The organism is Stenotrophomonas sp. S49, assembly GCF_016624905.1.
Lineage (GTDB): Bacteria > Pseudomonadota > Gammaproteobacteria > Xanthomonadales > Xanthomonadaceae > Stenotrophomonas.
In genome coordinates this window covers 1-13,411 of sequence record NZ_JACVUD010000112.1, presented here as the reverse complement: position 1 = coordinate 13,411, position 13,411 = coordinate 1, and the positions used below count along the sequence as shown (strand labels likewise).

At 68.7% G+C, this 13,411-nt stretch carries 12 protein-coding genes; 4 read left to right on the top strand and 8 right to left on the bottom strand.

The window, feature by feature from the left end:
• Nucleotides 1-163 precede the first annotated feature (163 nt).
• The gene (locus IAE58_RS17975; RefSeq protein ID WP_199934489.1) at nucleotides 164-1,099 is read right to left on the bottom strand and encodes an isopenicillin N synthase family oxygenase; all 936 of its coding nucleotides are present in this window, start codon (nucleotides 1,097-1,099) and stop codon (nucleotides 164-166) included.
• 186 nt (nucleotides 1,100-1,285) lie between these two features.
• Here IAE58_RS17975 and IAE58_RS17970 point away from each other — a divergent pair, with 186 nt between their 5' ends.
• From IAE58_RS17970 to IAE58_RS17960, 3 genes are read left to right on the top strand one after another with little or no spacing between them, the layout of a single operon-like run.
• Nucleotides 1,286-3,160 (top strand): sulfatase-like hydrolase/transferase, encoded by a 1,875-nt coding sequence (locus IAE58_RS17970; RefSeq protein WP_199934488.1) that lies wholly within the window; start codon nucleotides 1,286-1,288, stop codon nucleotides 3,158-3,160.
• Between the two features lie 20 nt (nucleotides 3,161-3,180).
• Nucleotides 3,181-4,326, top strand: coding sequence for a glycosyltransferase family 4 protein (locus tag IAE58_RS17965; protein ID WP_199934487.1), 1,146 nt, complete (start codon nucleotides 3,181-3,183; stop codon nucleotides 4,324-4,326).
• Complete coding sequence (locus IAE58_RS17960; protein WP_199934486.1) at nucleotides 4,319-5,176, top strand: polysaccharide deacetylase family protein; 858 nt, start codon at nucleotides 4,319-4,321, stop codon at nucleotides 5,174-5,176. Before IAE58_RS17965 ends, IAE58_RS17960 begins: the two co-directional genes overlap by 8 nt.
• A gap of 83 nt (nucleotides 5,177-5,259) precedes the next feature.
• On the opposite strand, the gene glmM is transcribed toward IAE58_RS17960, so the two are convergent.
• The 5 genes from glmM to trpB form a co-directional block, all read right to left on the bottom strand.
• Complete coding sequence (glmM, locus tag IAE58_RS17955) at nucleotides 5,260-6,624, bottom strand: phosphoglucosamine mutase (protein WP_199934485.1); 1,365 nt, start codon at nucleotides 6,622-6,624, stop codon at nucleotides 5,260-5,262.
• Nucleotides 6,624-7,499: an acetyl-CoA carboxylase, carboxyltransferase subunit beta gene (gene accD, locus IAE58_RS17950; RefSeq protein ID WP_108750230.1), complete on the bottom strand. Its 876-nt coding sequence runs from the start codon at nucleotides 7,497-7,499 to the stop codon at nucleotides 6,624-6,626. Before accD ends, glmM begins: the two co-directional genes overlap by 1 nt.
• 186 nt (nucleotides 7,500-7,685) lie before the next feature.
• The gene (gene trpA / locus IAE58_RS17945; RefSeq protein WP_199934484.1) at nucleotides 7,686-8,495 is read right to left on the bottom strand and encodes a tryptophan synthase subunit alpha; all 810 of its coding nucleotides are present in this window, start codon (nucleotides 8,493-8,495) and stop codon (nucleotides 7,686-7,688) included.
• Nucleotide 8,496: 1 nt separating this feature from the next.
• Nucleotides 8,497-9,186, bottom strand: a complete 690-nt coding sequence (locus IAE58_RS17940) for a hypothetical protein (RefSeq protein WP_199934483.1) — start codon at nucleotides 9,184-9,186, stop codon at nucleotides 8,497-8,499.
• Nucleotides 9,183-10,400: a tryptophan synthase subunit beta gene (trpB, locus tag IAE58_RS17935; protein WP_108750233.1), complete on the bottom strand. Its 1,218-nt coding sequence runs from the start codon at nucleotides 10,398-10,400 to the stop codon at nucleotides 9,183-9,185. The genes IAE58_RS17940 and trpB overlap by 4 nt, the downstream gene beginning before the upstream one ends.
• A gap of 97 nt (nucleotides 10,401-10,497) precedes the next feature.
• On the opposite strand from trpB, the gene IAE58_RS17930 reads away from it, so the two are divergent.
• Complete coding sequence (locus IAE58_RS17930) at nucleotides 10,498-11,382, top strand: LysR family transcriptional regulator (RefSeq protein ID WP_199934482.1); 885 nt, start codon at nucleotides 10,498-10,500, stop codon at nucleotides 11,380-11,382.
• A 165-nt stretch (nucleotides 11,383-11,547) separates the two neighbouring features.
• Here the strand turns inward: IAE58_RS17930 and IAE58_RS17925 are convergent, their stop codons facing one another.
• Together IAE58_RS17925 and IAE58_RS17920 are read right to left on the bottom strand one after the other, a co-directional pair.
• Nucleotides 11,548-12,657, bottom strand: a complete 1,110-nt coding sequence (locus IAE58_RS17925) for a toxic anion resistance protein (RefSeq protein WP_108753704.1) — start codon at nucleotides 12,655-12,657, stop codon at nucleotides 11,548-11,550.
• Between the two features lie 44 nt (nucleotides 12,658-12,701).
• On the bottom strand, nucleotides 12,702-13,411 hold a 710-nt coding region (locus IAE58_RS17920), incomplete at its 5' end, for a hypothetical protein (protein ID WP_234456396.1).

The following is a 13,411-nucleotide window of genomic DNA, read 5'->3' as shown; positions in this document are numbered from 1 at the left end:
ACGAGCCTACAGGGACGTACTTGCGGCGTGTCCTGCCCACCCACACCGCCCCACCCAACCAGCAGAAAACCAGAGCCGCTCTGGCTCTGGCTCTGGCTCTGGCCTCTGCGGGTGCGGGGTGCAACCCTGCAAAGAAAAAGGCCGCCTTTCGGCGGCCTTTTCATTATTTCAGCTTGATCTCGCGCAGGCGCTCTTCCAGGAAACCGTGGGCGGTGATCGGCTCCGGGTAGCGGCTGGGGTTTTCCGGGGTGATGCACGAGGGCAGCACGTCGATCAGGAAGTCCGGGTTCGGGTGCAGGAAGAACGGCACCGAGTAGCGCGGCTGGCGGGCCAGCTCGCCCGGGGGGTTCACCACGCGGTGGATGGTGGACGGGTACACGTGGTTGGTCAGGCGCTGCAACATGTCGCCGATGTTGACCACGATGGTGTCGGCGTCCGAGGTGAACGGCACCCACTGGCCATCATGCGACTGCACTTCCAGACCCGCGGCACTGGCACCGACCAGCAGGGTGATGAAGTTGATGTCGCCATGGGCACCGGCACGCACGTTCGGAATGTCGTCGGTGGTGATCGGCGGGTAATGGATCGGGCGCAGGATCGAATTGCCGAAATTGGTCTTGTCGGCGAAGAAGTCCTCCGGCAGGCCAATGTGCAGGGCCAGCGCCGACAACACGCGCGAACCCAGGTTGTCCAGCGCCTGGTACAGGCCGTAGCCGCGCTCGCGGAAGCCCTCGACCTCGATCGGCCACAGGTTCGGCGCCATCACATCACGGTACTTGGAGTCATCGGCGATCTCGCGACCGATGTGCCAGAACTCCTTCAGGTCGAAGTGCTTGGAGCCCTTGGCGGTTTCCACGCCGAACGGGGTGTAGCCGCGGGCGCCGCCGCTGCCAGCCACGTGGTACTTGCGCTTGACCTCGTCCGGCAGGGCGAAGAAGGCCTTGAAGACATCGTAGGCCGCGTCGATGTCGGCCTGCGGGATGCCGTGGTTACGGATGCCCGCGAATCCCCATTGGCGGTAGGCCGCGCCCAGCTCGGCCACGAAGGCCTCGCGGTCGCTGTCGAAACGGGTGATGTCGAGGGTCGGGATCTGGCTCACAGCGGTTCCTGGCTTGTCGTGGGTCTGTTCGGCCCGACAGCTGTCTGTGGGCCACCTGAACATTGTGACAGATCGGCCCAATTCCCACACCGATACATTGAAACAAACCGATACAATGCGCCGCCCTTCGCGTCTTGACGCTCTCGTCACACGCGCCCTCCCTCGCTCCCCCAACCCGTCGCCGCCATGGATGCTGCTTCCTTCAACACTCCCGCCCCGGGCGCCGAACGCCGCTGGCAGCGGCTGGCCTGGTGGTCGTTGTTCATTGCCGGCAATGCCGTGCTGGCGGCGCTGATCGCACTGGGCAACATTCCCGTGCGCGACAACCCCGGGGGCGCACTGGGCCTGACCTACCTGTCGGTTGCCCTGCCCGGCCACCTGCTGGCGCTGGGCGCGCTGGCCGGCCTGCTGCCATTGGCGCTGGGCCTGTGGCCGCGGCGCGCGCGCGTTCTGACGGTTTCGGCCATCGTGATGCAGGGCCTGTGGCTGTGCCTGTTGCTGGTGGATGCCAAGGTCTTCGCCCTGTACCGCTTCCACCTCAATGCCATGGTCGCCAACATGGTGTTCGGCGGCGCCCTGCACGACCAGGTGAGCCTGTCCTGGAAGACCTGGCTGCAGGCGATCGCGATGATCAGCGCCCTGTTCGGCGCGCAGGCCCTGCTGGCCTGGGCCTGTTGGAAGCTGCTGCCGGCGGCGCGACTGCGGCGCCGGGTGCTGCAGGCCTGGGCGCTGGTGGCGCTGTTGATGGCCGGCGGCCAGGTGGCCACGGCCTACTACGACGCGCTGGGCGAACGTGCGGTCATCAGCCAGTGGAACTACCTGCCCTGGGCCCAGCCGATCACCGCCAAGAGCTTCATGCGCCGGCTGGGCGTGGTCAGCCAGCCGCAGGCCGGCCTGCCCGACCCGCGCCATGCGCAGCTGAACTACCCGCTGCAGCCGCTGCGCTGCCAGAGCCACCAGCGCCCGAACGTGCTGATGGTAGTGCTGGAATCACTGCGCAAGGACGCACTGACCCCGCAGTTCATGCCCAATACGGCTGCGCTGGCGCAGTCTTCGCGCGTGTACCAACAGCACTTCAGCACCGGCAATGCCACCCGCTACGGGCTGTTCGGCCTGATGTACGGGCTGCCCGGCGGCTACTGGCCCACCATGCTGGCCGAGCAGCGCGGGTCGCAGCTGTTCAAGGTGCTGCAGCAGCAGGGTTACGACCTGCACCTGTACGGCAGTGCACCGCTGTACAGCCCCGAATTCGACCGCACCGTGTTTTCCGATGTGCGCAGCCAGCTGCACCAGGGTCCGCGCGATCGCGATTCGGCCGGGCGCGACCGCGCCATCGTCGAATCGCTGCAGCAGGACATCGTGGCCAGCCAGGCGGGCAAGCGCCCGTGGTTCGGCTTTGTCTTCCTCGATTCCACCCATGCGCCGTACCACATGCCGGCCGACTACCCGGCGGTCGCCCAGCCCATGGCCGAGGACATCGACTTCCTGAAGTTCGGCCCGGACCACGATCCGACTCCGGAATTGAACCGCTACCACACCGCGGTGCACTACGCCGACAGCCTGGTCGGACAGCTGCTGGAAACGCTGCGTGCGCAGGGGCTGGACGAGGACACCATCGTGCTGGTCACCGGTGACCACGCCGAAGAGTTCAACGACCTGGGCCTGAACTACTGGGGCCACAACGGCAACTTCTCCGACTACCAGCTGCAGGTGCCGTTCGTGCTGCACTGGCCTGGGCAGGCGGCCGCGCAGGACGCCCGCACCAGCTCGCACGATGACTGGGTACCGACGCTGATGCGCCACGGCCTGGGCTGCGAGAACGCGCTGGCCGACTACAGCACCGGCCAGGACCTGCTGGCCGAACCGCAGGGCACCCGTTCGCTGGTGGTGGAAAGCTGGTCGCAGCGCGCGGTGCACCACGGCGATGCGATCCACGTGTTCGACAAGTTCGGCAACGCCACCACGCTGGACCGCCGCTACCACCCCCTGCCGCAGCAGGCGCCGGACCCGGCCAGCCTGCGCGCGGCCTGGGAAGCGCTGACCCGCTTCCGCAATCGTTGAAACACAGGACGGCTTCAACCATGACTCGCCCGCTGCGCATCCTGCACACCGAGGCCGCCACCGGAATGGGCGGCCAGGAGATCTACATTTTCCGCCACATGCAGGCCATGCGTGCGCGCGGCCACGAAGTGGCACTGCTGTGCCAGCCCGGGGCGCGCCTGGCCGGGCTGGCCCGCGATGCGGGATTCACCGTGCATACCCTGCGCATGGGCGGCCTGGCGCGCCTGCTGCGCGGCATCTGGTCAGTCGCACGCCTGGTGCGCCGTGAACGCTACGACGTGGTCAATACCACCAGCCGTCGCGATGCGTTGATCGCCGCCGCCGGCGCACGCCTGGGCGGCACGCCGCTGGTGGTGCGCTCGCGCCACCTGATGAGCCCGGTCAATTCATTGCTGACCTATACCGGGCTGCCGCACCGGGTGCTGACCGTCAGCAGTTTCGTCAAGCAGCTGCTGGCCGAGCGCGGCGTGCCCGCGGCCAGCATCGGCATCGTGCCGCCGATTGCGGTGCCGCCGCAGTGGAGCGACATCCGCAAACCGGACCCGTGGCAATGCCTGCAGGAGGTACGCGCCGAGGTGCGCGGCGAACTGGGCTTCAGCGCCGACGATATCGTGGTGGGCTGCGTGGCCGTGCTACGCGAACCCAAGGGCCATGCCGACCTGCTGCAGGCCATCGCACCGCTGTGCCAGGCCAACCGCAACCTGCACCTGGTGGTGGTGGGTGATGGCGAACCGGTGATGGCCCGCCTGCAGGCCCTGCGCGATGCACTGGGCCTGCAGGCCCAGATCCACCTGCTGGGCTACCGCGATGGTGCCTGCCGGCTGATGGCCGGCTTCGACATCTTCGCCCTGGCCTCGCACAAGGAAGCGGCGGGCACGGTGTTCCTGGAAGCGGCGTTCGTGGGCGTGCCGATCGTCGCCACGCGTGTGGGGGGTGTTCCGGAAATGGTGGTCGATGGCAGCAACGCGCTGCTGACCCGGCTGGGCGACCGTGCCGCATTGACCGCCGCGCTGCGCCTGCTGGTGGACGACCCCGAACGCCGCCGCCTGATGGGCCGTGCCGGCTGGGACTGGATGCGCAGCGCGCACCGGTTCACCCCGGCCGGCCACGGCGAAACCACCGAATACTATTATCACCAGTGGCTGAAGGAGCTGGGACATGGCTGACGCACGAACCGTACCGGTGCTGATGCACCATCACGTAAGCCCGTCGCCGGGCATGATCACCGTGTCGCCGGAAAACTTCGAGAGCCAGATTGCCTGGCTGGCGCGCGAAGGCTGGACGTCGCTGACGCTGGACCAGTACGCCGGCTTCCTGGCCGGCAAGCCGGTGCCCCGCAAATCGATCGTGATCACCTTCGATGACGGTTACCTGGACAACTGGGTGTATGCCCACCCGATCCTGCAGAAGTACGGCATGCACGCGGTGGTGTTCGTGGTGACCGGCTGGATGGGCGAAGGCCCGGTGCGTGCGCATGCCGGCGTGGCCGGCGCCGAGCTGCCGCCGACGCCGGACCACCGTGGCTGTGAGACGGCGATCTTCCAGGACAACCGCTGCGACGATGTGATGATGCGCTGGAGCGAAGCACGCGCCGTCATCGAGGCCGGCACCTTCGAGGTGCACTGCCATACCCACACCCACACCCGCTGGCTGCAGCGGCAGGACCTGGACCGCGCGCAGCGCCGCGATGGCATCGACCAGGACCTGGCACGGGCGCGGCAGGTACTGCAGGCGCAGCTGGGCGAAGTGTCCGACACCCTGTGCTGGCCGTATGGCGATTTCGACCAGGACCATATCGAGGTCGCCCGCGCGCACGGGTTCCGCTACCTGCACACCACCCATCCGTTTGGCCGCAACGTGGTCGGTGGCGATCCGGAACGCATCTACCGGTTCGCGATCCGCAACCGCCCGGCCAGCTGGCTGCGCAAGCGCATCGCGCAGAGTTACCACCCGCTGCTGGCGCCGCTGTTCAACGGCTTCAAGGCACGCCAGAAGAAGATGGTGCCCGGGCCCTAGGGATTGCCTGCGTTTGTGCGCGGTGGAAACGAAAACGCCCCGGCTTGCCGGGGCGTTCTGCATTCTGCAGGCTGAGCCGAAGGTCAGGCGGTTGCGGCGGACTTCACCGCGGCCGACAGCCGGTCCAGGGTGTCCTGCATCAGGGTGGCGTCGTCGGCTTCCACGGTGACGCGCACCACCGGCTCGGTGCCGGAGGGACGCAGGAACGCACGGCCCCGGCCACTGACGGCCTGCTGTGCTTCCACCAGTGCCGACTGCACGCTGTCGGCCTGCACGGTGGCCTTGGCCGAGACATCGCCCAGACGCACGTTGACGGTCTTCTGCGGCACCTTCGACAACGGCTGCAGCGCCTGGCGCAGGGTCTGCCCGCTGCGCTTGAGCGCCACCAGCACCTGAAGCGCACTGACGATGCCATCGCCGGTGGTGGCGCGGTCCAGGCACAGCAGGTGGCCGGAGGCTTCGCCGCCGAGCACGCCATTGCCCTCGATCAGCGCCTGGTGCACGTAGCGGTCGCCCACGTTGCTGCGCTGGAACGGAATCTGCAGCTCGGCCAGCGCCTTTTCCAGGCCGTAGTTGCTCATCAGGGTGCCGACCACCGGGCCGCGCAGGCGACCTTCGGCCTGCCACGCGCGCGCCAGGATGTAGAGCAGGTCGTCACCGTCGACCGGGGTGCCCTGGTCGTCGGCCATCAGCACCCGATCACCGTCGCCGTCGAAGGCGATGCCCAGGTCGGCGCCGGTCTCGCGCACCTTGGCGGCAAGGTTGTCGATGTGGGTCGAGCCCACGCCGTCGTTGATGTTCACGCCGTTGGGTTCGGCACCGATGCCGATGACATCGGCACCCAGCTCGCGGAACAGCAGCGGCGCGATCTGGTAGGTGGCGCCGTGTGCGCAGTCCAGCACCAGGCGAACGCCACGCAGATCGAACGAGCGCGGCACGCTGGCCTTGCAGAACTCGATGTAGCGACCCACGGCTTCACGGGCACGCGCGGCCTTGCCCAGCTGCTCCGATTCGGCGGTGGTGAACGGCACGTCCAGCGCTGCTTCCAGCGCCAGTTCGGTGGCGTCATCAAGCTTCTCGCCCTGGGCGGAGAAGAACTTGATGCCGTTGTCGTAATGCGGGTTGTGCGAGGCACTGATGACGATGCCGGCATCCACGCCCAGGGTGCGCGTGAGGAAGGCCACGGCCGGCGTGGGCATCGGGCCCAGCAGCTGCACGTCGGCACCGGCGGCGACCAGGCCCGCTTCCAGCGCAGCTTCGAACATGTAACCGGAAATGCGGGTGTCCTTGCCGATCACCACGATCGGGCGACGCCCATGCGCGCCACGCTGGGCCACCAGCACGCGGCCCAGGGCATTGCCCAGGCGCAGCACGAAATCGGCCGAAATCGGGCTCTGGCCGACGCGCCCGCGGATGCCGTCGGTACCGAAGTACTTGCGGCCTCCCATCAAGCCACCTCCGGCCGCGGCTGACGGCCGAGCATGGCGAGCAGGTCGGCCAGGCGGTCACGCATTTCGCGGCGGTCGCAGATCTGATCGATGGCGCCATGTTCGAGCAGGAACTCCGAACGCTGGAAGCCTTCGGGCAGCTTTTCGCGCACGGTCTGTTCGATCACGCGCGGGCCGGCGAAGCCGATCAGGGCCTGCGGTTCGGCGATGTTGATGTCGCCCAGCATCGCAAACGAGGCCGACACGCCACCGGTGGTCGGGTGGGTCAGCACCGAGATGTACGGCAGGCCGGCCTCGCGCAGCTTGCCCAGCGCGGCCGAGGTCTTGGCCATCTGCATCAGCGAGAACAGGCCTTCCTGCATGCGCGCGCCGCCACTGGCGGAGAAGCACACGTAGGGGGCGCCGATTTCCAGCGCGGTTTCGGCGGCCAGCGCGAAGCGCTCACCCACCACCGAGCCCATCGAACCGCCCATGAAAGCAAAATCGAACGAGGACGCCACCAGCGGACGGCCCTTGAGCAGGCCGCGCATGGCAATCAGCGCGTCGTACTCGCCGGTGTTCTTCTGCGCGATCTTGATGCGCTCGCTGTACTTCTTCTGGTCCTTGAACTTCAGCAGGTCGGTCGGCCCCAGGCGCGCTGCGATCTCGGTGGTGCTGTCCGCGTCAAACAGCGCGGCCAGACGCGCGCGCGCGCGGATCGCCATGTGGTGGCCGCACTTCGGGCAGACCTCCAGGTTTTCTTCCAGCTCGGGGCGGTACAGCGCGCTGCCGCAGCTGCTGCACTTTTCCCACAGGCCCTCGGGGACGCTGCGCTTCTTGCTGGGGGTGTTGTCGGTGCGGATGCCGGACGGCATCAACTTGCTGAGCCAACTCATGCGGGAGGACACTTCCGTTCAGGGCGGCCCGAAGGCCGCAAAGGCCGACAGTCTAGCGCCGCTCCCCCTGCCCGTGCACCCCCGCGTGGTTGCCGGGGGTTCGGGAAAAAACCATGCTGTGACGTACGTTTAGCGCGACAAGCTCGCGCGGGCAGCGCCGGGCACGCCCCAGCACCAGCGCCAGCGTCAGGCGTCCAGGGCCTGGCGCAGGGGCGCCAGGAATGCGTGCGCCTGCTGCGCCGCCTGTTCCGGCGAGGCGGCATCGGCCAACGCCGCGACCAGCGCACTGCCGACCACCACGCCGTCGGCCTGCACGGCCATGGCCGCGGCACTGGCGGCATCCTTGATGCCGAAGCCGGCCACCACCGGCACCCTCGCCCCGGCGCGCAGGGCCTGCAGGCGCGCGCTTGCGGCCTGGCTGTCCAGGCGTTCGGAGGCGCCGGTAACGCCAGCGAAGCTGACGTAATACAGATAGCCGCGTGCCAGCGACAGCAGGGTCTGCGCACGCGCATCGCTGGTGGTGGGCGAGGCCAGCAGCACCAGCGCCAGCCCGGCCGCATCGAAGGCCTGCTTCGCCTCGCCGGCCTCTTCCGGCGGCAGGTCGACCAGCAGAACGCCATCCACGCCGGCCTGCACGGCCGCCTGCGCGAACGCCGCGTAACCGTGGATCTCAACTGGGTTCAGGTAGCCCATCAGCACCACCGGCGTCTGCGTGTCACGCTGGCGGAACTCGGCCACCGCCTGCAGTACGTAGCGGCTGCCTGCGCCGCGCGCCAGCGCGCGTTCGGAACTGCGCTGGATGGTCGGGCCATCGGCCATCGGGTCGGAGAACGGCACGCCCAGTTCGATCACATCGGCGCCAGCCTCGACCAGCGCATGCATGACCGGCACGGTGGCCTCCAGCGACGGGTCGCCGGCGGTAATGAAGGGAATGAGTGCCTTGCGGCCGGCGGCACGCAGGCGGGCAAAGCAGGCATCGATACGTTCAACGGACATTTCAGCTACATCCTTCAATCAATTCAACGGCGCCACTGGCGCCCCAGTACATCCTCGATACCACGCCATCGACGATCTCCACCCGGATCGCCAGGTCCGACCCCGGGTCCTGCCAGAGCAGGCTTTCGCCGGTTTCCGCATCGGCCCCGTGAGGCTGGGCGCTGGTGCCGGCGGGCAGCCGCTGCAGGGCCTGCGCACGGGGCATGTCCAGGTGCAGCCCGAACGGACCGGGCTGCAGCACCACCTGGCCGGAATCATCGATGGGCGCCAGGTCGAAGCGCACCACATCGTCGTCCTGCACCAGCATCGACACACCTTCGGGCAACAGACCGCGCTCGTAGTACTCGCAGCGCCCCTGGGTGGCTTCGTGCAGGCCGGCGGAGTGCCATTCGCTCTCCCCCTGCAGTTCGCTGAAGCGCTGGCCGACCAGCACATCGCCGGCATGGTCCAGCGCTACGGACACCACCGCAGGTGCTTCGTCTGCGGCCGGCGCGGCGGCGGGTGCAGGAGCGGGGGCGTCATCGATGGGGCGATGCGCCAGGTCGTCATCGTTGCTGGCCGGGTGCTGCGCGTCGGCGATCGCCGCCGGGGTGGCCGCTGCCGGCGCCAGCACCGGCGGCTCGGGTGGCGCGCAGCCGCCCAGGCCGACGGCCAGCGCCAGCACGCCGCCATGGCGCAGCACGCCGTTCACAGCACCAGACCCTCGCGCGCCGCGATGGTGTGCACATCCTTGTCGCCACGACCGGACAGATTGCACAGCACGATCTGGTCGCGCGGGCGCTCGCGCGCCAGCTTGATCGCCTGCGCCAGGGCATGGCTGGATTCCAGTGCCGGCAGGATGCCTTCGGTGTGCGCCAGCAGGTGGAAGGCCTGCAGCGCTTCCTCATCGGTGATGCCCAGGTAGCGCGCGCGGCCGCTGTCGGCCAGGAACGCATGCTCCGGACCGACGCCGGGGTAATCCAGGCCGGCCGACACCGAATGGGTTTCGATGATCTGGCCATCGTCGTCGCACAGCACATAGGTGCGGTTGCCGTGCAGCACGCCCGGGCGGCCGGCAGCGATGGACGCGGCGTGGCGGCCGGTATGGATGCCGTCGCCGGCCGCTTCGGCACCGACGATCTCGACCTGGCGATCGTTGAGGAACGCATGGAACAGGCCGATGGCATTGCTGCCGCCGCCCACGCAGGCGGTGATCGCGTCCGGCAGGCGGCCGTATTCGGCCAGCATCTGCTCGCGCGCCTCGCGGCCGACGATGGCGTTGAAGTCACGCACCATGCGCGGGTACGGATCGGGGCCGGCCACGGTGCCGATGATGTAGAAGGTGTCCTGCACGTTGGTCACCCAGTCGCGCATGGCTTCGTTGAGCGCATCCTTCAGCGTGGCCGAGCCGGAGGTGACCGGCACCACGGTGGCGCCCAGCAGCTTCATGCGGTAGACGTTGATCTTCTGCCGCTCGATGTCGGTGGCACCCATGTAGACCACGCATTCCAGGCCCAGGCGCGCGGCGACGGTGGCACTGGCCACGCCGTGCTGGCCGGCACCGGTCTCGGCAATGATGCGCTTCTTGCCCATGCGCGCGGCCAGCAGCGCCTGGCCGATGGTGTTGTTGATCTTGTGCGCGCCGGTGTGGTTCAGGTCTTCGCGCTTGAGCAGGATCTGCGCACCGCCGACGTGGTCGCTCAGGCGCTGGGCGTGGTAGATCGGGCTGGGCCGGCCCACGTAATGAGCCAGATCGCGGTCGTAGGCACGCTGGAATTCCGGGTCTTGGCGGGCCTGGTCGTAGGCCTGGGCCAGTTCCTGCAGCGGGCCGACCAGGGTTTCGGCAACGAAGCTGCCGCCGTAGCGGCCGAAATGACCCTGGGCATCCGGGAAGGCGTGGTAGTCGGCAATGGGGGAGGCAGACATGGAAGCGACCGCTGGTTCGAGACAGGTGGATACTCTAGCGCACGGATCCTGACCGGAATATCGATATTATCTGGCGGGTACTGTCAGGAAATCTCACATGAGCACCACCCTGCTGCCGCCCCTCAACGCCCTGCGCGCCTTCGAAGCCACCGCCCGCCTGGGCGGGGTGGGCCGCGCCGCGCAGGCCCTGCATGTGACCCATGGCGCGGTGAGCCGGCAGTTGAAACTGCTGGAAGATCATCTGGGTCTGGCGCTGTTCCAGCGCTCCGGGCGCGGGCTGCGCCTGACCGAGGCCGGGCAGCGCCTGCAGGCGGCGTGCGGCGAGGCGTTTGCCGGCATCGAGCGCTGCGTGCGCGAACTGCGCCGGCCCGCCGCCTCCCCTGCCCTGGTACTCGGCTGCAGCGGCAGCGTGCTGGCGCGCTGGATGATTCCACGGCTGCCCGCGCTGCAGGCGGCGCTGCCCGGGGTGAACCTGCAATGGTCGGCGCTGGACGGGGCCTTCACCGAGGCGCAGGCGGCGCTGGACGCGGTGCTGCTGCTGGCCGAAGGGCCCTGGCCGCGCGGCTGGCAGGTGCGCGAACTGGCGCCGGAAAGGGTGGGTGTGGTGGTGGCCCCTTCGCACCCGGCCGCGCAGCGCCTGCGCCACGCCGCGCCGTCGGCCCTGCTGCTCGAACGCGTGCTGCACACCCATTCGCGCCCGCAGGCGTGGCCGGGCTGGGCGCAGTCACATGGGCTGGATGCAGACCATCTGCAGTTCGGCACCGGCTTCGAACATCTGTACTACCTGCTGGAAGCAGCGGTGGCTGGGCTGGGCCCGGCGATCGCGCCGGAACCGCTGGTGGCCGAAGACCTGGCCGCCGGGCGACTGATTGCCCCCTGGGGGTTCTCAGCGACCGGCGGGTTCTGGGTGCTGGCCTGGCCGGACGGGCCGGTTGACCCGCGCGTGGAAGCGCTGGCCGAGTGGGCCATGCAGCAACTGTAGAGTCGAGCTTGCTCGACTGCTCCAGATCGTAGAGTCGAGCTTGCTCGACTGGAGCGAAGGCACAGCCGAGGCAGTCGAGCAAGCTCGACTCTACGGCGACGGCAGTCGAGCGAGTTCGACAGTAGAGGGCGGCCGCAGTCGAGCAAGCTCGACGCTACGGTGCACTCAGGGCGCGGTCGGCGCCGCCAGGCGCTGCTGCAGGTCTTCGCGCAGGCGCGACAGTTCCACTTCGGCCTGCTGGCGCTGCTGCATGCCTTCGCGATGGATGCTGCGCACTTCTTCCACGGTGGCGATCAACTGGTCGTGCACGTGGCGCAGGGTGGCCACATCGATCACCCCACGCTGGTTGCTGCGCGCGGTATCCACCGAGGCCTGGCGCAGCAGGTCGGCATTGCGGCGCATCAGCTCGTTGGTGGCATCGTCGATCGAGGTGGCCAGTTCGGCCGCGTTCTTCTGTTCGCCCAGCGAGAGCTGGATCGCGAACTGGCGCTTCCACGAAGGAATGGTGATCTCGCGCACCGTGTTGAACTTCTCGATCAGCTGCAGCGCGTTGGCCTGGATCAGGCGGATCATCGGCAGCGACTGGTCGGCGGCATGCTGCATCAGCAGCAGGTCGGACACGCGCTTTTCGATCAGGCGGATCGCGTTGTCGATCTCGCTCTGGCGGATGCGCTGCTGCGGGTCGTCAGTGCCCTGCCCGGCCAGCTGTTCGGCCTGCAGTTCGGCCAGCCGTTGCTTGCCGGCGGCGGCGTACAGGCCTAGTGCATGGCGTTCTTCGCGCACGATGTCATGCATGCGGTCGAACTCGCCCACGCGCTTGCCCATCAGCGTCTGCTGCGCGCCGACATCGCCCAGCAGTTGTTCAATCTGCGCGTTGGTGTCGCTGAACTTCTGCACCAGCTCGCCCTTGGACGCACGCAGGCGGTCGATCAGGCCGCCGATGATCGGCACCTTCGATCGCTGGGCAAAGCCGTCCAGCTTCAGGCTGCGCGCGATGCGCACGACTTCGCCCAGTTTCTCGCCACTGGCATCCAGATCGCGGTTGCGCACCTGGTCCAGCAGTTGGCTGGAGAACGCGGCGGTGCGGGTGGCGGCTTCACGACCGAACACCTGCAGGTTGCCGGGGCGCAGGTCGTCCAGTTCTTGGCGAATCTGCGCGATGCGCGGCAGGTCGTCCGCCACCAGGCCCAGGGCCTGCAGCGTGCTTTCATCGATCGTGGCGGGGGTGGCGGCGCTCGGCACGAGGCCGCCGTTGATGTGGCTGTCCTGGGTCATCGGGCAGTCTCCTTGCAGATGGGTAAGCGGCAGCGGCGGCCGGCTCAGCGCAGTCTAGCCTGAGCGGCGGCCACTTCGTGGTCGATCTGTGCCTGCAGGTCGGCGGCCTGTGCGGCCTGCGCGGCACGGGCCTGGGCCTGGCCGGCCAGTGCGGCCTGCCGCCAGGCCGGCAGCAGGGTGTCGTGGATGTGGGCAAATCGCTGCAGCAGCGCCTGGTCCTGCTCGTTCAACAGTTGCCATTGCCCTGCATCCAGCGCGCGCAGGGCCGACAGGCGCTGCAGGTGGTCCACGCGCGCGGCCAGCCCGGCCTGCGCGTGTGCGGGCAGCGTCGCCAGCAATGGCTGCGCGGCATCGGCCCAGTGCTGCAGTGCCTGTGCAGCGGTCTGGGCGTGGGCGATGGCGGCTTGGCGCTGCTGCAGGTGCCCCTGCAGGCGCTGCGCCTGTTCGCGCGCCTGCAGCACCAGCACCCCCAATTGCGACTGCAGTGCCTGCGCCTGCGCCTGGCGGGTGACGTCGCGGCCCAGCAACCTGCCCCACCAGCTTTCCTGGCGCCGCAGCCGCGCCGGATCGGCGCCCTGTACTGCCAGAGCGATGCGCGCCAGCGCCTGCACCAGGGCGTGTGCATCACCGACGACAGGTGTCGGCTCGCCGGCCTGCAGCGCTTGCAGCAGCGGCGCGCCATAGTCGGGGGGGGCCCGGGGGGGGGCGGGGGGCCGGCGCGCGGGGGGGGGGGGGGGGCGGGTGGGGGCGCGGG